The sequence below is a fragment of the Gaoshiqia sp. US2 genome (assembly GCF_059705485.1).
The window spans coordinates 3,193,584-3,213,586 of the sequence record NZ_AP048550.1 but is presented as its reverse complement, the minus strand read 5'-3'; the positions used below and the strand labels follow the sequence as shown (position 1 = coordinate 3,213,586).

Annotated in this window: 20 protein-coding genes; 9 read left to right on the top strand and 11 right to left on the bottom strand. The window is 44.9% G+C overall.

Annotated elements, in window-relative coordinates:
• Positions 1 to 17 precede the first annotated feature (17 nt).
• From AC6H3C_RS12860 to AC6H3C_RS12845, 4 genes are all read left to right on the top strand, one after another.
• Positions 18 to 620 carry an IMPACT family protein gene (locus tag AC6H3C_RS12860; RefSeq protein WP_497515780.1) on the top strand — a complete coding sequence of 201 codons (603 nt, stop codon included), beginning with the start codon at positions 18 to 20 and terminating at the stop codon, positions 618 to 620.
• A gap of 294 nt (positions 621 to 914) precedes the next feature.
• Positions 915 to 1,823: an aspartate carbamoyltransferase gene (gene pyrB / locus AC6H3C_RS12855; protein ID WP_497515779.1), complete on the top strand. Its 909-nt coding sequence runs from the start codon at positions 915 to 917 to the stop codon at positions 1,821 to 1,823.
• Positions 1,824 to 1,831: 8 nt separating this feature from the next.
• Entirely contained in the window at positions 1,832 to 2,302 is a 471-nt protein-coding gene (gene pyrI / locus AC6H3C_RS12850) for an aspartate carbamoyltransferase regulatory subunit (RefSeq protein WP_497515778.1), read from the top strand.
• A 59-nt stretch (positions 2,303 to 2,361) separates the two neighbouring features.
• Positions 2,362 to 2,808, top strand: coding sequence for a GAF domain-containing protein (locus AC6H3C_RS12845; protein ID WP_497515777.1), 447 nt, complete (start codon positions 2,362 to 2,364; stop codon positions 2,806 to 2,808).
• A gap of 118 nt (positions 2,809 to 2,926) precedes the next feature.
• Here the strand turns inward: AC6H3C_RS12845 and rbp are convergent, their stop codons facing one another.
• From rbp to AC6H3C_RS12825, 4 genes are all read right to left on the bottom strand, one after another.
• Positions 2,927 to 3,265: an RNA-binding regulator gene (gene rbp / locus AC6H3C_RS12840; RefSeq protein WP_497515776.1), complete on the bottom strand. Its 339-nt coding sequence runs from the start codon at positions 3,263 to 3,265 to the stop codon at positions 2,927 to 2,929.
• A 327-nt stretch (positions 3,266 to 3,592) separates the two neighbouring features.
• A complete protein-coding gene (locus tag AC6H3C_RS12835) occupies positions 3,593 to 4,783 on the bottom strand; it encodes a class I SAM-dependent rRNA methyltransferase (protein ID WP_497515775.1) in 1,191 nt (396 codons plus the stop codon).
• Positions 4,780 to 5,358, bottom strand: coding sequence for a 3'-5' exonuclease (locus tag AC6H3C_RS12830; RefSeq protein ID WP_497515774.1), 579 nt, complete (start codon positions 5,356 to 5,358; stop codon positions 4,780 to 4,782). Before AC6H3C_RS12830 ends, AC6H3C_RS12835 begins: the two co-directional genes overlap by 4 nt.
• A gap of 5 nt (positions 5,359 to 5,363) precedes the next feature.
• On the bottom strand, positions 5,364 to 5,981 hold the full coding sequence (locus AC6H3C_RS12825) for a DUF5063 domain-containing protein (protein ID WP_497515773.1): 618 nt from the start codon (positions 5,979 to 5,981) through the stop codon (positions 5,364 to 5,366).
• Positions 5,982 to 6,106: 125 nt separating this feature from the next.
• Here AC6H3C_RS12825 and AC6H3C_RS12820 point away from each other — a divergent pair, with 125 nt between their 5' ends.
• Positions 6,107 to 7,318 (top strand): S8 family peptidase, encoded by a 1,212-nt coding sequence (locus AC6H3C_RS12820; protein ID WP_497515772.1) that lies wholly within the window; start codon positions 6,107 to 6,109, stop codon positions 7,316 to 7,318.
• Between the two features lie 367 nt (positions 7,319 to 7,685).
• On the opposite strand, the gene AC6H3C_RS12815 is transcribed toward AC6H3C_RS12820, so the two are convergent.
• The 4 genes from AC6H3C_RS12815 to AC6H3C_RS12800 are packed head-to-tail and all read right to left on the bottom strand — an operon-like array spanning position 7,686 to position 12,534.
• Complete coding sequence (locus AC6H3C_RS12815; RefSeq protein WP_497515771.1) at positions 7,686 to 10,169, bottom strand: endonuclease MutS2; 2,484 nt, start codon at positions 10,167 to 10,169, stop codon at positions 7,686 to 7,688.
• Between the two features lie 53 nt (positions 10,170 to 10,222).
• Positions 10,223 to 10,618 carry a response regulator gene (locus AC6H3C_RS12810; RefSeq protein WP_497515770.1) on the bottom strand — a complete coding sequence of 132 codons (396 nt, stop codon included), beginning with the start codon at positions 10,616 to 10,618 and terminating at the stop codon, positions 10,223 to 10,225.
• Positions 10,619 to 10,648: 30 nt separating this feature from the next.
• Positions 10,649 to 12,328 carry an alanine/glycine:cation symporter family protein gene (locus AC6H3C_RS12805; RefSeq protein ID WP_497515769.1) on the bottom strand — a complete coding sequence of 560 codons (1,680 nt, stop codon included), beginning with the start codon at positions 12,326 to 12,328 and terminating at the stop codon, positions 10,649 to 10,651.
• An 8-nt stretch (positions 12,329 to 12,336) separates the two neighbouring features.
• Positions 12,337 to 12,534, bottom strand: coding sequence for a hypothetical protein (locus tag AC6H3C_RS12800; RefSeq protein ID WP_497515768.1), 198 nt, complete (start codon positions 12,532 to 12,534; stop codon positions 12,337 to 12,339).
• Positions 12,535 to 12,792: 258 nt separating this feature from the next.
• On the opposite strand from AC6H3C_RS12800, the gene AC6H3C_RS12795 reads away from it, so the two are divergent.
• Entirely contained in the window at positions 12,793 to 13,053 is a 261-nt protein-coding gene (locus AC6H3C_RS12795) for a DUF8828 family protein (RefSeq protein WP_497515767.1), read from the top strand.
• Positions 13,054 to 13,065: 12 nt separating this feature from the next.
• Positions 13,066 to 13,266, top strand: a complete 201-nt coding sequence (locus tag AC6H3C_RS12790) for a PspC domain-containing protein (protein WP_497515766.1) — start codon at positions 13,066 to 13,068, stop codon at positions 13,264 to 13,266.
• A 26-nt stretch (positions 13,267 to 13,292) separates the two neighbouring features.
• On the opposite strand, the gene AC6H3C_RS12785 is transcribed toward AC6H3C_RS12790, so the two are convergent.
• The 3 genes from AC6H3C_RS12785 to AC6H3C_RS12775 form a co-directional block, all read right to left on the bottom strand.
• Positions 13,293 to 15,431: a Tex family protein gene (locus AC6H3C_RS12785; protein WP_497515765.1), complete on the bottom strand. Its 2,139-nt coding sequence runs from the start codon at positions 15,429 to 15,431 to the stop codon at positions 13,293 to 13,295.
• 133 nt (positions 15,432 to 15,564) lie between these two features.
• Positions 15,565 to 16,227, bottom strand: coding sequence for an SGBP N-terminal domain-containing protein (locus AC6H3C_RS12780; protein WP_497515763.1), 663 nt, complete (start codon positions 16,225 to 16,227; stop codon positions 15,565 to 15,567).
• 185 nt (positions 16,228 to 16,412) lie between these two features.
• Complete coding sequence (locus AC6H3C_RS12775; RefSeq protein WP_497515761.1) at positions 16,413 to 17,063, bottom strand: DUF4377 domain-containing protein; 651 nt, start codon at positions 17,061 to 17,063, stop codon at positions 16,413 to 16,415.
• A 270-nt stretch (positions 17,064 to 17,333) separates the two neighbouring features.
• Between AC6H3C_RS12775 and AC6H3C_RS12770 the strand changes: the two genes are divergently transcribed.
• Together AC6H3C_RS12770 and AC6H3C_RS12765 are read left to right on the top strand one after the other, a co-directional pair.
• A complete protein-coding gene (locus AC6H3C_RS12770) occupies positions 17,334 to 18,194 on the top strand; it encodes a sugar phosphate isomerase/epimerase family protein (protein ID WP_497515760.1) in 861 nt (286 codons plus the stop codon).
• A gap of 308 nt (positions 18,195 to 18,502) precedes the next feature.
• Positions 18,503 to 19,942 (top strand): FISUMP domain-containing protein, encoded by a 1,440-nt coding sequence (locus AC6H3C_RS12765; RefSeq protein ID WP_497515759.1) that lies wholly within the window; start codon positions 18,503 to 18,505, stop codon positions 19,940 to 19,942.
• Positions 19,943 to 20,003: the final 61 nt, after the last annotated feature.

Sequence of the window (20,003 nt, the reverse complement as noted above, 5' to 3'; positions counted from 1 at the left end):
TTCATGAGCCCGTAAACATGACCGATTCTTATCTGACCATAGCAAAATCTGCAGAAGGACTGTTTAAGGACAAAGGAAGTCGGTTTCTGGCCTATGCCTATCCGGTTGAGACGGAAGATGAAATCAAGCAACTGATTCAAGATCTGAAGAAAGAACATTTCTCGGCCCGCCACCATTGTTATGCCTGGCAATTGGGCGCCGAAAAAAACCTTTTCCGCGCAAACGACGATGGCGAACCCTCGTCAACGGCAGGAAAGCCAATCCTTGGACAAATTCAGCGGTTCAACCTGACCAACGTGCTGATCGTGGTTGTTCGCTATTTTGGCGGAACCTTGCTTGGTGTCAGCGGCTTGATTCATGCTTACCGGGAAGCGGCCGCCGATGCCCTGAATCATGCCGAGATCGTTAAGAAACTGGTTGAAGTTTCGTTTTGGGTTGAATTTGATTACCTGAATATGAACAAGGTGATGAAAATTTTTAAAGATGAAAACCTGCCTCAACTAAAAAATGAATTTGATTTACGCTGTAAAATCAAAACGTTCATCCGGAAAAGTGGATCAGAACGATTGTTTCAGTCGTTTAAAAAAATTGAAGGCGTCGTCGTCCAACTAATTGAATGATGCCATGTTGTTCATAAGTCGGTAATAAATCATGTTCTGTATCCTATTTATTACAGCTTACAGCTATTAACTTTGAGTTTTGATGAAAGGTGCACTAATTCGATATCGTTTCCCTTCCCCTGATGAGTTAACTCACGGGAGAAGTTTTTCCCAAAACACCGGATATAAGGATAACAATGCGTTATTCAAATTAAATCATTTATCAGGCAGTATGCCGGTAAAAAAACCAACAGTCATTTTTAATTCTGTTGGTTTTTTTTTGTCCTCAGGTCACATCTCAAAAAAACACCATAAATGAAGAAAGATTTAATTTCAATCACTGATTATTCGAAAGAAGAATATCTTCGGATCATGCAACTGGCTGCCGAGTTTGAGGAGAACCCGAATCAAAAACTTCTCGAAGGGAAAGTGGTGGCCACCTTGTTCTTCGAACCTTCTACGCGTACCCGGTTAAGTTTCGAAACAGCCATTAACCGGCTTGGTGGCCGGATCATCGGCTTCTCCGACTCCAACTCTTCCAGTGTTTCAAAAGGAGAAACCCTGCACGACACCATCAGGATGGTATCCAACTATGCCGACCTGATTGTGATGCGTCATCCACACGAAGGCAGCGCCCGCTATGCGGCTGAAATATCGGATATTCCCATTATCAATGCAGGCGACGGAGCCAATCAGCACCCTACGCAAACCTTGCTTGATATGTATTCGATCATCAAAACACAAGGAACACTGGACAACCAGAATATCTTCATGGTGGGTGACCTGCGTTACGGACGAACAGTTCATTCGTTGCTGATGGCGATGTCGCAATTTGAAAACCCGATTTTCAACTTTATCGCGCCCGAAGAACTGCAAATGCCCGAAGAATATAAGATTTTCCTCCGCGAAAAAGGAATCCGTTACTTCGAACACCGCGAGTTCACCGATATTATTTCCGAAGCGGATATTGTTTATATGACCCGGGTACAAAAAGAACGTTTTTCCGACCCGATTGAATATGAACAGGTTAAAAATGTTTACATCCTGAGAAACAACATGTTGAAAAACACCAAGCCCAACATGCGTATTCTGCATCCGCTGCCACGAGTAAACGAAATCCATCCTGATGTGGATAAAAATGAAAAAGCCTATTATTTTGAACAGGCCCGTAACGGCGTATTTACCCGCGAAGCCATCATTGCCCATACCCTGAACTTAAAATAGCAGACACCATGAAAGATTCGAAAAAAAAGAAACTCAAGTTAAAAGTCAGCGCCATCAGCGAAGGAACCGTGATTGACCACATCACTTCCGAAAACCTGTTCAAGGTAATATCGATCCTTGAGTTGGACAAAACACCGAACATGATCACGTTTGGAGCAAACCTGGACAGCGACAAATTGAAAAGCAAGGCAATCATCAAGGTGTCGAACCAATTTTTCAAAGACGACGACATTAACAAAATCGCGTTGATTTCGCCCCATGCCAAACTGAATATCATTCGCGATTACGAAGTAGTTGAGAAACGATCGGTTGAAATACCGGAACAAGTCATCGGTATCGTGAAGTGTTTCAACCCGAAATGTATTACAAACAACGAAGCAGTTGTGACCTCATTTAAAGTGATTAACAAAGAACCTCTGGCCTTAAAGTGCAGGTATTGCGAGAAAATTACCCACGGTCACCAGATGGTTATTAAATAAGGAGTCATTTAATAATTTCGGGAATACCTGCTATTTTCGCTTTTCAACTAAATTAGAAAATGGAAAAAATATTTGATAAAACCCTGGAAGAAATCAGAGCATTAGCTGCAGAAAGGCCGTCTGACTTGTTGCTCAGAGTATGCAAATTACTGAAAGAGAACATCTACCACTACGACTGGGTTGGTTTTTACAAGCTCGAAAACGGCGAATTAATTCTTGGCCCTTATGTTGGTAAACCAACCGAACACACCCGCATTCCTGTAGGAAAAGGCATCTGCGGGCAGGTGGCCGAAAAAAAACAAACCATCGTTGTTCAGGATGTCAGCCAGGAAGATAACTACATTTCATGTAGTATTGACGTGCAGTCGGAGATTGTGGTACCTGTTTTAAGAAACGGGGAATTTGTGGCCGAGCTGGATATCGACAGCCACTCTCCTGCCCCGTTCAAACCGATTGACCGGAAGTTTCTGGAATTGGTTTGCACCATGATTGCCGATCAGTTTTAAAGCAAAAAGGTCCGCCCGGAAATTCCCGGCGAACCATATTTTGTTTGACTAAACGTCCGGTTCAATTCGGAGTACCTGAAAGCAGCAAGCTGTTTCAGTTCTAAGTTTTACTTACTTATCAGTAATGCTCCCGCCGTTGCGATGGTCGTTGCTGAGAGCGGCGTTGTTGCGGTTTCTGAAACCGATCGTTTCTCTCCGGTCTGCTACCTCTTTGCTGTTTTGGATTTGCCTGATTTACTTTGATGTTCCTGCCACGCACATCAGCGCCGTCTAATTTTTCAATTGCCTGGGCGCCTTCACTGTCATCAGCCATTTCAACGAAACCAAACCCTTTGGCTCGTCCGGTTTCCTGGTCTTTTACAATCTTTACAGAAATTACTTCTCCAAATTGTGAAAACAATTCCTCCAAGTCGCTTTCTTTGAGGTTGTAGTTTAAATTACCTACATAAATGTTCATAAATAAAAGGATAAGAATTAAATAAAAAATTTAAGTACACAGTTGGCAGAATCGTTGAATTTCGGACCGGAGATTTATCTGTTGAAAATGAGAGAATCACTGAAACCTAAAAGCTAAGATCCTGCCATTCATTAAATCAACGAGATGGTCATGATTGGTAAGTCAATTAACATGGAAGGCAGGCCCTTTTCACGTAAAATATTACAAGTCATTACACCACCGCTCTATACAAAATTAAAGATTGTTTTGATTTGGCAAGTGCTTTCCTTGTTATTTTTTAAGTTGGTTTTATGATGGAAAGATGACGCAAAAGTCTGATCTTTACGCTTATTCAACATACAACACGAGGCCCTTCAGGTACTCGCCCTCCGGATGGTAGATGTTGATCGGGTGATCAGCCGGTTGGTTTAGTTGATGTAAAATGCGGACTTTCCGGCCTGAAATTGCGGCCCCTGAGAAAACGGCCTCCCTGAATTTTTCTTTTGTCACCACCTGCGAACAACTGAACGTAAATACAATACCTCCGGAACGAATTTGCTCAAAGGCTTTGGCATTTAGTCGTTTATAGGCCTGCAAAGCCTGATGCAGCGCATTGCGGTGTTTGGCAAAAGCCGGCGGATCAAGGATAATCAGGTCGTACTTGTCTTTCATATCACGCATAAACTCAAAGGCATCAGCCACATAGGCTTCGTGTCGCGGATCGTTGTCAAAATTAAGTTGTACATTCCGGTTCGTCAGTTCAATGGCCTTGGTCGAAGCATCCACCGAATGGACCAAACGCGCTCCGCCACTCATGGCGTAAAATGAAAAACCGCCACTGTAACAAAACATATTCAACACATCGCGGTTTTGCGCATACGTTTTCACCAGGCGACGGTTTTCGCGTTGATCGATAAAAAAACCGGTTTTTTGACCTTCCACCCAATCAACCTGAAAAGCATGCCCGTATTCTTTCACAATAGTCGGAGCTGATTCACCCAGCAAATAACCATTCTCCGGCTCAATATCCGCTTTAAACGGCAAGGTCTTGTCGCTTTTGTCGTAAACCGCCTGAAGTTGGTTACCCAACAATTCTTTCAGCAAAGCGGCCAGTTCGGTCCGGATCAGATACATGCCGATGGAATGAAACTGAAATACGGCAGTTCCATTATAAAAATCGACAATCAATCCGGGCATACCGTCACCTTCGCCATGTACGAGCCGAAAAACTGTGGTATTGGCGCTCCCGAACAATCCCAGCGACGTCCTGACCCGAAGGGCCTCCGAAAGTTTTTGTTTCCAGAAAGCCGAATCAATTGGCTCGTCGGTAAAAGTAACAATCCGCACAGCAATCGAACCAATCTGGTAATGGCCGATTCCCAGAAAACTCCGGTCATTGGAAAGTACCCTTACCAAATCGCCCTCCTGAACTTCTCCTTCGATTTTTCTGATAGCCCCGGAAAAGACCCAGGGGTGAAAACGCTGAAGCGATTGTTCTTTACCAGGTTTCAGAACCAGGTTGGTCATTTTGTTTGTCATGATTGCGCGGCGGCTAAAGAATGGAATATTTCATAGGAAACCCAGGCGTCGGTTGCAGCATAGAGTTGCTGAGCGTCGGTTAATTCGTCGGCTTCCCAGTTAGTTAACCTCTGTGATTTTGAAATGCGTATGCCCAGCACTATTCCGGCTATTTTTTTCAGGCTGAAATCGTGGATGCCATAATCTTTTACTTCGTCCTGAAGTTCAACGAAACCGGCTGGTTTAAAATGACTGATACGCTGCAATGTTTTAATGTCGTCGCGAATGGCAACGCCCACCTTTAATATCCCGGGATTCGAAAAGAGCGATTTCAGTTCGGCAGGTAATCCCATCCGGTTTATTCGGAACAGATACGCTTTTTTATCGGTTGACAATTGAAGCAAAGCCACCTTATTCACCTGTCCGCGTTTAAACGAAGGTTTTGTTTCAGTATCGAACCCCAGAACATCTGCTTCCGACAAACTGGCCACCGCCAATTTGAGCGAGGAGAGATGATCAACCAGAATAATTTCCCCGTCAAATGCTTTTAATGGCAATTCATCTAACTGTTCTTTGGTAATACTTTCCTGAAACATCTGTATTAATCAATCTGGTTATTAAATAGATTATTCAACCAATCCGGCTTTGTATTTTCTTCATCCTCTTCATGGCTCAATTTAACCTCCTGATTAAAGTCAATCTGACTGTAAATAAGCGCATGAATCGCCCGAAGACCATTCACCAGTTTTTGTCCCCAGTAATTTCTAAAATTATTCAGGCATTCCCAAAGTGCTTCCTGCATAACCAACTCATCGCCTGTACGGTAAAGCATAATGAAATCTTTCAGATCCTGGTAAATATCGGCCAGGTTTTCCGAAATACTGGAGGTTAAGGGTACATCACTGAACTGCATTTCCGGATCAAAAATTTCCTGGTAATCATCGTGCTCCCCCAGCAAATTCATGATCCGCTGCTGCAAAAAGTTATAATCCACCTCGGTCACATATTTTTCCAGCCCAAGCTCCTCTGTACTGTCAAATTCGGGCAGAACACTGGCTTTCAGGTACAGCAAAGGAAGTATTTTCTGGATTTTACCCAGCACCTCCCGCGTGTTCTCCGAACCTGCGTTCTCAACAAACCGGCAATATTCATTGGCAACAGTAACAAATTCGATTATATCTCTGGAATAGACCAGCGGATTTAAACCATCGTCAGTCATATACTTATTTTAATTGCTGCAAAAGTAATAAGTTTTTCCTTTTCGCGAGAATTTTATGACGGCTGACAAACAATTGTATGGGTGTAATCGTATCTTATCTTAACATTTAAAATTAAATTGTACTTATGCCATTAAAAACCTTTTCCCAAATCGCAAGACTTTTTCTGGTGGTGATGATCTTTACGGCAATCCAATCGTGCCAATCGCCCATCCTTGAAGAAGTAGAAACAGATTCAGATTTAAGTCTCGTCCTGAAATCTGCGAACTTGAACAAAATGAGCTACATTGTCCGTATCCATGTACCGGAGCTGAACCAGGAACTTGTTTCAGTGAAAGACTATGCGAAACGGAATGAAAAAGTACAGGCCACAGTTGAAAAAATTTTTAAACGAAACGGCATTACCGACAGTGAAATTGGTTTTGTATATTCTACAGCCATAACCGGTTTCTCGGTGAAGATTCCTCCGGGTCAGTTTAAAAAACTGGCAGCCGACGGTGTGATCATCCACATTGAGGAAGATCAGCTTGTTATGCTCAGCCCGATTCAAATTTCAGTAAAACCTGCCGGTACGACGCCTCCCCCGCAAACCATTCCGTGGGGAATTTCCCGTGTTGGCGGCGGACAAAGCGGAGTCGAAAAAACAGCCTGGATAATTGATACCGGCATCGACACCGACCATCCCGACCTGAACGTGGATGCTTCGCGCGGAGCAAATTTCTCAACCGATAAGACCATTGATGATTTGAACGGGCATGGCTCGCATGTTGCCGGCACCATTGCTGCGACAAACAATTCGTTGGGAGTTATTGGCGTCGCTGCCGGAGCAACAGTAATTCCGGTAAAAGTATTAAACCGGAGAGGTAGCGGAACTTTCTCGGGAGTAATTGCCGGCATCGATTTCGTTGCTGCCAATGGTTCTCCGGGCGATGTGGCCAATATGAGCCTGGGAGGAGGAGTTTCAACTACCCTGGATAACGCGGTTATTGCAGCTGCCGCGACCGGTATTCAATTTTCACTTGCTGCCGGAAACGAGTCGGACGATGCAAACAACCATTCTCCTGCCAGGGCAAACGGACCCCACGTTTACACCATTTCGGCCATGAACAGCAGCGATGTTTTTGCCTATTTCTCGAATTACGGCAATCCACCGGTCGACTTCTGCGCACCAGGCGTGAGCATTTATTCAACCTATAAAGACGGCGGTTATGCCACCCTGAGCGGAACCTCCATGGCCGCCCCGCATGTTGCCGGTCTGTTATTGCTGGGCACCGTGAATACCGACGGAACCGTGTCGGGCGACCCCGACGGAAATCCGGATCCAATCGCCCATCGCTGATTTCTATTAAAACCAATGAATGAAATCCCGTCAGGCAGACGGGATTTTTTAATCGCTGCAGCCTCCCGCTCTTCCTGATATGTCGAAAGCTGGAATGACTGGTCAGGATTTGCAATCCTGACCTTTTAACACTGGATTTATAATCCACATAAGCCAAAGAATTTATACCTTCACGCCTATGGGAATACGCAAAAAATATCACCAGGCTATGTTTACTGCCTAACGTTGACGGTTGTAGAATGGATTGATTTGTTTACCCGACCGGTTTACAAACATCTGATTGTTGATTCGCTGAATTATTGTATCGACAACAAGGGGCTCATGGATGCTATAAATGCAGTACCTGAAAAGGGGGATCTGGTTTATTTTAGCCCAACTCGACAATGGTAATTCCGGCGCCGCCAAACTGGACGTGTTCGTCGCGGAACGAACGAACCACCGGATCTGATTTCAGGAAACTGCGGATCACTTCTTTCAATATGCCATTCCCTTTACCATGCAGAATGCGCAACTCGTGAACATCCAACATGATCGCTTCATCGATAAACGCCTGGATGTTTGTAATGGCCTCTTCGGCCCGCTGCCCTCGGATGTCGATGTCGGGTTTAAAAGTAAGCTTGCGCTCCGAAATATTTTTGTTGATGTTGGCCTTTGTTTGATTGAGCCCGCGCATCTCGCGTTTCGCCTCGTTGCTGCTCAACCAAGTGAGCTTTTCACGATTCACCGAGGTACGCAGCTGCCCAAAAGCCACAATCACCGACTTCTCTCCTACTTCCAGGATCTCGCCAATTGTGCTTTGCCCTTCAATTTTTACTTTGTCGCCAATGGTCAGGTCCTTCTTTTCCTTAGGCTCTGCCAGTTTCTTTTCTGCCGGAACAACTTTCTTTTCTTTCTGCTTTTGCTGCTTTTGCTTCAGCTTCTCCATTTTGCGTTTGATCCAGTCATCCGCTTCCGCATCGCTCCTGACGACTTCCTCTTTAAAGGTCTCCAGGCGCTTGCGAATAGCCTTTGTTTTCTCCTTTTCGGCCTGACTTTCCCTGATTTCGCGGATGGTATTTTCTACTTGTTTGTTGGCTTCCGACAGGATCTTTCCGGCTTCCGATTTCGCTTCTTCGATAATCTGTTTGCGCTGCTCATTCAGTTTTTTCAGATCGGTTTCGTATTTCGAAGAAATTTCATCCAGCGTTTTTTCAACCTGCCGGATACGCTGTCGTTTGGACTCCCAATAACGCTTGTCGCGCAAAATATCGCGCAAATGTTTATCAAAATTGATGTGATCTTTCCCAATTTTATTGGTAGCTTCCTGTAAAATGATCTCGGGCATCCCGATCTTGCGGGCAATCTCGAAGGCAAACGAACTGCCCGGTTTGCCAATCTGGAGCTGAAACAAAGGCTCCATCCGGTGCGAATCGTACATCATGGCCCCGTTTTCGATGCCCTCGGCCGACGAGGCAAAATGTTTCAGGTTGGTATAGTGGGTCGTGATCACGCCAAAAGCGCCAAGCTGGTTTAACTGGTCGAGAATGGCCTCGGCAATGGCGCCGCCCAGCATGGGTTCGGTGCCGGTACCAAATTCATCAATCAAAACCAGGGTCCTGTTGTTCGCATATCTCAAAAAGAACTTCATGTTCATCAAATGCGAACTATACGTGCTCAAATCGTTTTCAATCGACTGCTCGTCGCCGATATCGATAAAAATCCGATCGAAAATGCAGGCCCGGCTGGTTTCGTCAACCGGGATCAGCAAACCGCACTGCAACATGTATTGCAGCAGTCCCACCGTTTTCAGGCAAACCGACTTTCCCCCGGCATTTGGTCCCGAAATAAGTAACAGGTGATTTTTCAGGCTCAACTGAATATCCAGCGGAACAACCGTACGCTTTTCCTTTTCCAGGTTAAACTTCAGCAAAGGATGGATTGCTTTATTCCAAAACAACTGTCCTTCCGGGTCAAAAACCGGCCTGATGCCTCCCATCCGGTTAGCCAACAAGGCTTTTGAACGGATCAGGTCAATCGTCCCCAAAAATTCATACTGTTCGTTTAAAGCGGGTAAATACGGACGGATATCATTCGAAATTTCTATCAGGATTTTAACGATTTCGCGCTTTTCGGCATACTCAAGTTCCCTGATCTCATTGTTCATTTCCACTACTTCGGCAGGCTCCACATAAGCTGTTTTTCCGGTCGCCGATTCATCGTGAACAATCCCGTTCAGCCTGCGTTTTACTCCCGACGAAATCGGGATAACCGGCCGGCCGTCGCGGATCGAGATGGTGGCATCGTCTTCGACCAGCCCGTCTTTTTGGGCCTGTTTTAAGATACTGTGCAGGCGTTTGGACACACTGTTTTGCCGGGCCAGCAAATCCCTGCGGATGCGCCCCAACTCGGGCGATGCCTGGTCTTTCACTTTTCCGTAGGGCGACAAAATCTGGTCAATCCGATCTTTAATGTACGGAAATACCTGCACGTGTTCCGGTATTTTTTTTAACGTCGGGTAAACTTCTTCTTTTAAATTATTGAGAAAACGAACAATGGCGATAATCGTTTCGAGCGACCTTTTTAAGTCAAATAACTCGTTCACTTCCAGAAAACGGCCTTCAGTTTTTATTTTGGCAAGCGCCGGCCGAAGATCATAATAAAAATTCGTCGGAAAATGATCGGTTTCGATGATCAATCTTGAAAATTCCCAGGTTGCCGACAGCTCAAACCCGATTTCGCCGGGATGGGTCATAAAGGCGATATCGTCTACCTTGTCTTTTCCCAGGGAGCTGAGACAAGAGCCTTTTAAGAGTTCCCGGATTCGGTCGAAACCGATTTTTGTTTCGAAATTTTCAGGATAAATTTTTGTCATAGTTGTTTTTTGCCGGAGCAAAAATAGAAAGAAGCGGCGTTTTATGCCAATGCTTAAAGTATTTCTTCAAGAATCTTGAGAAATTGTGAAACGACAAAGGGTTTTCCAAGAAAAGCATCCATCCCGGCGCTCAGGCATTGTTCAACTTCTCCGTCTCCATCGCTGGCCGTCATGGCAATTATTTTTGATTTCTTTTCAAATCCTTGTTCCTTTTCGTACACCCGGATAACAATCGTCGACTCAAAACCATTCATGACCGGCATAATGGCATCCATTAAAATAAGGTCGAAAGGCTTTTGTTTATATTTTTCAAAGGCTTCCAGACCATTGTACGCGCTGTCAATTTCCTTAAATTTTCCCCGAAGCGACAACGTCACCACCCGGTGGTTGATCGGGCTGTCGTCGACAATTAACAGGCTTAAGTTCGAATAATCAGGTTCTGCTAACATGTAAGGGTTAATTATCGTTTATTGTTTTTTCTAATCAACCGGTACTTTTTCACCCGGAAAACGTTCGGCGTATTCTTTCCAAAAGCTTTTCACTTCCGACTTCATTTCCTTTCTTAACAACAAAATACCGATTAGGTTTGGAACGGTCATCAGGGCAATGGTAACTCCCGACAATGTCCAAATGATCGTGGTATCGGTAAAAGAAGCAAAAAAGAAGCAAATAACATACACCAAGCGGTAATAAAACACACTTTTTGAGCCAAACAAAAAAGTCATGGCCCTGTCGCCGTAATACGACCAGGAGATTGCTGTTGAAAAAGCAAACAGCAACAATCCAATGGCCACAATATATCTCCCATAACTGCCCAGCCAGCTTTTGGTAAAGGCTTCGGTAGTGAGCGGAGCGCTGTGGGTCAGCGACTTTCCGGTTAATACCACCTGTGCATTATTCGCAGGTATCCCATTCCTGATCGTCACTTTCCCTGAAAATGGTTTTTCCCCCGATAAAACCTTCACGTTTTCAGCAACCGAACGGGCATGCAGAATTGTCAGGTGATTCCGAATCTGACCATCAACCACCTCGAGTTCTCCCGAGTACGCTTGTATGTGTTCATGACCGAGCAGAAAATCATGGAGTTTTTGCTTGTCCTCCGGATCTTGTTCGTTGTAATACGACGACAAGATCGTCAGGTCAGCATTTTGGAAGCGATTATCCAGTTTTTCGGTCCACACCCCGGATGAGAGAATCACCATACCCGTGAGCATACAAATGATAATGGTATCGATAAACGGCTCGAGCAAAGCCACGAGGCCTTCAGAAACCGGTTCGTGGGCGCGGGCAGCAGCGTGGGCAATCGGGGCCGAACCCTGCCCGGCTTCGTTTGAGAACAATCCGCGGTTTACCCCGCGATTAAATGCAAAGGCAAAACCTGCGCCCAAAAATCCTCCCACGGCAGCTGTTCCGGTAAAAACATCCCGGAAAACAGCGATCAGCGAAGGAATAATATTTTCGTAATTATAGATGATGACGAACAAAGCTCCGATAAAATAGATCAGGGCCATGATGGGTACCAGCCGCGAAGTCACTTTGGCAATGCGCTTAATACCGCCGATAATGACAAACCCCAACAGCAAGGCCAGTACTGCCCCGGTGAGCACTTTATTGACGCCGAATGTGGCAAAAACCGAGTTCGATATAGAATTAATCTGTGGCAGGCTCCCGGTGCCAAAAGACGAAAACACAGTGGCTATGGCGAAAATTACCGCCAGCCATCTCAGGTTCAGCCGGTTTCGCATATAATACATCGGCCCGCCGGCCATGGTGCCGTCATCGGTTTTTTCGCGGTATTTATGCGACAGCGTCACCTCCACGAATTTGGTGGTCATCCCCAGCAGGGCTGTTACCAGCATCCAAAACAAAGCCGCCGGCCCTCCCAAATGGATCGCCAGGGCAACCCCGGCAATATTTCCGGTGCCAACGGTACCCGAAAGAGCCGTTGTTAAGGCCTGAAAGTGAGAAGTGTCGCCGACATCGCCCTCCCGGTCAAATTTTCCCCGAACAATACGGACAGCATGTTTTAAGTAGCGAAACTGCGGAAATTTAAGATAAAGCGTAAAAAATAAACCGGTACCCAGCAGCAGGTATACGAACCAGTCGCTTCCTCCAATATACCCGTCAATTACCGATAGTACCTCGTTTAATTTGTTCATAAGTTTATTTAAAAAGGTTGAATGACGAGTAAAAGTATCCACAAAGCAGCAGTGCTCCCATGCAAATGATTTGCACCGTCGGTATCCGCTAAACGCTTGAAGTAAGAAGGGAAAAAAGCAAGAACAGTTACCACGGCAGCAATCAAAAAATAAAGATACTCCCATCCGTAAAAAATCCTGCCGGATGTCGTTTTCAAATTTCCCATATCTTATTTGTATTTTTAGAATTTTGCATTCAAATCCTGTTGAAAGGAATAGCAAGCTGCCCGTTTCATTGCCTAAAATAGCATTAAGTTTTTTCTCCTTAAAATTTAAACGTTATTTTCCTTAAAATTATTTAATGATATCACCAAGTTTTAATAATCTGCCATTCAAAAAAAAATTTTACTTAAAATTCAGTCTAATTTCGGCTTTATGAATTTGTTTTTCCCTATTTTTGTTTCAAACGATTAAACAAAACCATTATGCTGCCAAAATTCTTATTAGCTGACAATTCGCAGGAATGCCCGGATACTATTTTTGTTGTTCACACCGAAGAACCCAAATTTATTGTTGAAAGTGATATTGAGGACTTTTGGTCTAACCAGCACGTTCATTGGATCAGCGAAGCCCCGGCATCAAAAGAATTAATCCAGGCCTTACTTGAGGATGCAGAGACCTTTCTGGATGATGAATTTGAAAATCAGGATAACCTTTATGCTGAAGATGAAGGAGAAGACGATTAATTTAGGATAATTATGAACCAATTACCGGAACCCAGAAGAATCAAACGATCAGACAAAAAAATCATCGCCGGGGTGTTGGGTGGATTTGCCGAATACTTCGACATGGATCCGCTGATTGTCCGGATCATTTATGTGGCTTTAAGTTTTTTCACGGCCGGATTCCCAGGGATTCTGGTATATCTGGTTCTGTGGTTGGTTATTCCTAAAAAGTAAAGTCTCTCGGTTTTAATCTGAAATTTTTATTCCTGAGGTACATCTTTCAAACTCAGTTGTATTCGTTTTCGGGCGATATCAACTTCGGTTATTTTTACCTTTACATGTTGATGTAGCTTTACGATTTCATTCGGGTCGCTGATAAAACGGTCGGCCAGTTGTGATATGTGGATCAGGCCGTCCTGTTTCACTCCCAGATCAACAAAGGCTCCAAACTTGGTTAAGTTGGTCACGATTCCGGGCAACACCATGCCTACCTGTAAATCCTCGATTTTAAAGATACCGTCGGCAAATTCAAATACCTTGATTCCCTTGCGCGGATCTCTGCCGGGTTTAGTCAGTTCAGCCTGAATATCTTTTAAGGTAGGAAGGCCAATCGCCCCATCCACATAACTTTCGAGTTTAATTTGCTCCTGCAGGCTTTTGTTGGCCATCAGTTCGGCGACAGTACAATGCAGGTCTTTGGCCATTTTTTCCACCACATGATAGGACTCGGGGTGAACAGCCGAATTGTCGAGCGGATTTTTCGCATCGGGAATACGCAGAAATCCGGCAGCCTGTTCAAAGGCTTTTGCTCCCATCCTCGGAACCTTCAGCAAATCTTTCCGCGACGAAAAAGCCCCGTTTTCTTTGCGGTAATCAACCAGATTTTGCGACAATTGTGGCCCCAGGCCCGAAATATAGGTTAACAGGTGTTTTGAAGCGGTGTTCACATTGACCCCAACCAGATTCACAGCCGATTCAACAACGGTATCGAGGCTTTCTTTCAGGAGTTTTTGATCAACATCGTGCTGATATTGTCCCACCCCAATTGATTTCGGATCAATTTTTACCAATTCGGCCAGCGGATCCATCAGCCGGCGACCAATCGAAACCGCCCCGCGCACGGTAACGTCGTATTGCGGAAACTCGTCGCGCGCCACTTTGGAGGCCGAATAAATGGAAGCGCCGTCTTCGGAGACCACGAACACTTTCAGATCGCGGTCGTAGTGCAGCTTTTTGATGAAGTGTTCCGTTTCGCGGCTGGCTGTTCCATTACCGATAGCAATCGCTTCAATTTGGTAAGCGCCAACCAACGAGCTAATTTTCCGGGCAGCCTGTTTGGTTTCTTCCTGGGGTTTATGCGGATAAATCGTTTCATTGTGCAGTAAATTCCCCTGGGCATCGAGACACACGACCTTGCAGCCGGTGCGGTAACCCGGATCGATGGCCAGCACCCGTTTTTGTCCGAGCGGAGCAGCCAGCAGCAACTGACGCAGGTTTTCGGCAAACACACGAATCGCCTCCTGATCGGCTCTTTGTTTGGCAGCATTGGCGAATTCAGTTTCGATTGAAGGCGCCAGCAGGCGCTTATAGCTGTCTTTCACCGCCAGCGCTACCTGCTGTCCGCATTCGTTTTCCGAACGTACAAAATAACGATCGAGCCGCTCCAGAATATCCTCGTCATCGGGGGCGACCGATAAGCGTAAAAAGCCTTCGTTTTCGCCTCTTCGCATCGCCAGCAGCCGGTGCGAGGGGCAACGTTTCAGACTTTCTTCCCAGTCGAAATAATCACGGTACTTCTCCCCTTCTTCTTCCTTGTTCTTTACCACTTTACTTTTAACCACCGCCCCGATTTCGAAAGCGCGGCGTACCATGTTACGGGCTTTTTCGTTTTCGTTAACCCACTCGGCCACAATGTCGCGGGCCCCCGACAGCGCGTCTTCCACCGTTTCTACCTCGTCTTTCACAAAATCATGAGCGCGACTTTCCAAATCCCGTTCCTGTTGTTTCATCATGATTTTAGCCAAAGGCTCCAGACCTTTTTCTCGTGCGATGGTCGCTTTGGTTTTTCGTTTGGGTTTATACGGCAAGTAAATATCTTCCAGTTCAGTGGAATCAAAACAGTTTTCGATCCGGCTTTTTAATTCAGGACTGAGCTGACCTTGTTCTTCGATGGTGTTCAGGATGGTTTCTTTCCGCTTCAACAATTCTTCCAATTTGGACTTTTCATCCTTAACCTGCCCCACCTGCACTTCATCCAGGCTGCCGGTCCGTTCTTTCCGGTAACGCGAAATAAAGGGCACAGTAGCGCCATCATCTAACAAATCAATCGTATTTTTTACCTGTACCGGGCTCAGGTTGAGCAATCCGGCTATCCGTTGAATCAATTCGGGGCTCATCATGCGTTTTATTTTGGGGGAACGAAGATACACAGAAAAACGAGGACTTGCGTACCGTTGGGCCGTCTTATTTTCGATGAATCCTCAACTTAGGCCGAAAGAATGGTCGAAACCGGCACCCGCGGTAACCTGGCGTTTATTCTCTTGCGATGTATACATTAATTTCATATAAACCCGGCTCCGGGATATTCCGGATACTTTGATAATCTACCCGATCATCTTCGTTAACGACGCCGTCTGCATTGGTATCCAAAAACTTCAAATCGCCGATTTGAGAGGGTTGAATTTGTAGTGGATAAACGTCGATACCTGCCTGACTTTCAAATATTCCATTTATCACATACCCGTCAATCAGGTCAACAGCTCCGTTTTGATCTGTCCGAAAATAATATATCAGATCCCGGTCAGCGTATAAAAAAGCTTCCCCGTTATCATCCGTGGTAAGTTCTTCTAAAAGTTCTTTCTGTCCTGATTTATCGGTGTATATGGAGATTTTGTCGCCAAGGGCTAATTCTGCCGTTGGATGATCCGCTGAACGGTTTGTGCAGTCAAAAACAATGAATTTCACCACTGGAAGAAAAACAGAAACCGTATAATGTGCCACATTTTTCCCATCTTCCGATGTGACAATATAGTCAACCGGAGTTGTAAAATCGGTGATCGCATTTGACGGAGGATGTACGACTGCCCCTTCGGACAGATATATTGCGGGGACTAATTTTTTTAAATCTGTATTTACAGGCGCATTGATGGTGCCTTCATTTCCGTGGAATGTAACTTCGCCAAAATCAAAGTTCATTTTCACAATCGAAACTGCATCGTTTTTTGTGTCGTCCTTCCGGCATGCCAGCATAAAAACCAGAAAAAGTACGGTTAAGGTTTTAAAATTCTTTTTGATTTTTGATTTAGTTTACGTCAAAAGGTCCTTTTGCTCTTAAATTCACCTGGAGACTTTGAAGGGTTCATGGATGTACTTCCGGGATGTTAGCCGATCTCTTTCGATAAAACAGCAAGTAACATGTATCTGACGGAATAAGGCTCTGCCTGCGTTATCTTTTTTACGCTTAGTCTGTATTCGTAGCCACTCTCAAAATCAAATCCTTCGATCCCGGTCAGCGCCATCCAGTCATTTGTTCCAATTTTTTTAACATGTAAAGCATCATAGATCTTCGGAGTTTGGCCACCTACTGCTTCTTCATATTCAACCGGATATCTTGGAATAAACTTAACGGTCTCTGATGACACAAAAAGTTCAACTTCTTCTTCGCTATCTTCCGTGATTACTTTATTTTTCGAAAGAAGCCCGATGAATACATACTTCACCGAAGAAACATCCTGCGGAGGTTCTTTCATCCAGATCTTTTTTACGTTCAGGATATACTGATAGCCCCGTTCATACTCAAAATCAAATCCTTCAGTCATGATGTCAACCAACATTCGCTTTTGCGTGTCATCACTGTCGGAAAACAGCAGCGGTTCAGTCAGTATATCACTCAATACACTTGCCCCATAGCCCGTCTCTTCGTAGATGGTCATTTCAACGATTTTTTCCTTGTCGCCATCATCATCGTTGAAACAACTCGTAAAAAAAACACTGACCAGGATGACACTTAAAAGCAAATTCATTCTCTTCATTTTTTTTTAATTTTATTCGGGTATATACGTCTGTATAGATGAGTAATATAACCAAAACGTTGCGTAATTATTATTAATTGACAGCTAATTTGGAATCATTTTAATTCTACATTGACCGATTATGATTGCGGCTTTTTAAAATAGTTGAATCGTTAAGAATAAAATATAAACACCAGACACCTGAAGCTTCCCGCTTTCTAAATTATTTACTATTTTTATCATTTTACAAAAAAACAGATACCCAAAATTTAATAACTAAACGGACAAGCTATGACCAATCGTCGCGATTTCTTAAGGACAGCAACAGCATTTACGGCCGGATCGGTATTTATTCCGTCCTTGATCTCCTGCCAACCGGGGACGAAAATTATTGGCTTACAGCTGTATACTGTACGTGATAAAATCAATGCCGGCTTGAATTCGACACTCGAAAAGCTGGCTCAAATTGGCTACAACTCGCTCGAAGCAGCCGGTTACAACATGAACGACGGCACCTTCTACGGAATGGCTCCCGATGCCTTTGCATCGTTAACCAAAGGTATGGGCATGACCTTACACGCCTCGCACACGGTTTACGAATTGGACGGCGCCGAAAAAGTCAGCGAAGATGCGGCCAAAGCAGGTGTTGAATACCTGATTTACCCGTATTTGCCCGATAACCTGCGGGAAAACCTGGATGGCTATAAAGCTACGGCCGAAAAATTCAATAAAATGGGCGAGATTGCTCAAAAATACGGTTTAAAGTTCGGCTACCATAACCATGCCTTCGAATTTGAAGAAATGGAAGGACAAATCCCGATGGATCTGTTAATCAACCAAACCGACCCGGCGCTGGTTACTTACGAGATCGACCTGTATTGGGTCACACGGGGCGGGTACGATCCGGTTGATTATTTCAGGAAATACCCGGGACGTTTCGAATTGTGGCATGTAAAAGATATGGTAACCACCGACGATATGTTCTTTGCGCCGGTTGGCCATGGACGAATCGATTTTGAAAAAATCTTTGCTGAAAAAGAGGCCGCCGGACTGAAATATTTCTTTGTGGAACAAGATCGTTTCCGTGATCTCGACCCCTTCGAAAGCGTTGAACTCAGCTTTAACTATCTGAATCAGGCTAAATTTGTATAACTTTGATCAATCATTCATATTAACCCCCCGCCAAAATCCTTTCTCTCACCTTACCGGCGGGGGATTTTTTTTTGTCTGTATTTAAAGGATTTCGCTGCAAGTTGATGATTTTTTTTCTTTTCTAATCCCGCCGAATTCGACCGGTGTAACCGCGATTGTTAAAGGTTCCTCAAAAAAAACGAAAAATAAACAGCGTCCTCGTTTCCCTTCCGCAGGTTTAAGGTAATGTGTTAAGCTAAAATTATGAACATCTGTTTCTTTTTTTTTCGTAAATTACATCATCCTTATGTCATACTAAAACAAAACCAATGAAAAACAACAACCTCAGTCGTTTTTGCCGTTCAGGGCAAATCAAAGTTTTCGGGCTCTTACTGGCAACCTGTTGTCTGTTTCAGGGCCAGGTTACCGGACAGATTCAACCAAACAAAAAAATCCTCACGCCGGCGACAAAACCCATTTCCAAACAGGTCATCCCAATCAAAACCACTCCTGACGGACCGGTGACAATTGAACTATCTTCTCCATCGATGGTACAGAACGATGTTCCCCTTAATGCCACCTTCGCGTGGACAGCAAGTCCGGCAACCGGATTAACTTTCGATGTTTACCTGGCCAAACAGCGAGACGATGATGCAGCGGGAAACCACCGGTTTAGTTTGGTCAGTGAGAATCAAACGGCTTCCACCTATCAGGCAAATCTGGCAGCGGGTGAGATTTACTATTGGAAAGTTGCAGCAAAAAAGAACGACGGAAGTCGTATTGAATCACCTGTTTTCTTTTTCTTTACACTCAACCAGGCTCCATCGGCTGCGATGTTAACCTCTCCGGCCGAAGGGGCGACGCAGGTGGCGCCAACTCCCACACTAAGCTGGCAAGCTTCCACCGATCCTGAAATGAAGAGAATTACATATTCTGTTTCGCTGGCAACTAAACCCGGTCAATACGGAAATTACCTGGCCACATCGCTTTCCGGTACTTCCTATACCCTGACCACACCGCTCAGGCATGGAGAAACCTATTACTGGAAAGTCACTTCGATGGACGATGCGCATAAATCAACCGAAAGCGAAGAATCCTGGTTTACCGTCAACCCCGTCAACTGGGCAGAACCCATCACCACCGGAAGCTTTACCGATCCCCGGGACAATAAAACCTACAAGACGGTGAAAATCGGCCAACAGGAATGGATGGCCGAAAACCTGGCACTCTTACCGGCAGTAAACAACACACCCGGCGATGTACCCCTGTTTAAGGTGTACGGATATACCGGCACAGATGTAGCGGAAGCTGGAAACACCGAAAATTACCGGGAGTACGGGGTACTTTACAACTGGAATGCTGCCCAGCAGGTTTGCCCTGCAGGTTGGCACCTACCCTCTGATGCAGAATGGAACCAGTTGCTGGTTTACCTGGGTATGACCGAAATAGAAGCAAACAACAACGGCCTCTCGAATATTGTTGCTGACAAAATGCGGGAACAAGGTTCGGCACACTGGACTACTCCCTCTCCAACAGTGAATAATGCCAGCGGATTTAACGCTCTTCCGGCCGGTTTTGCAATGAACGCTGCCTATAATCACCTTGGAAACGGAACAACCTTCTGGACTTCAACGGGGGATGCCAGCCAGGGGATTATTACCCGTGAATTATACTACCCTCCAAACAGTACGGGTAGAATTGTCCGTCAACAGGCGACCGCTAATCCACTCATTCTTTTTTCGATTCGCTGCGTAAAAGACGAACAATAAAACGATGAAAAAAATTAGAGGCTATATCAAAAGTCGTTAATCTTTGAGAATCTGGTCACCC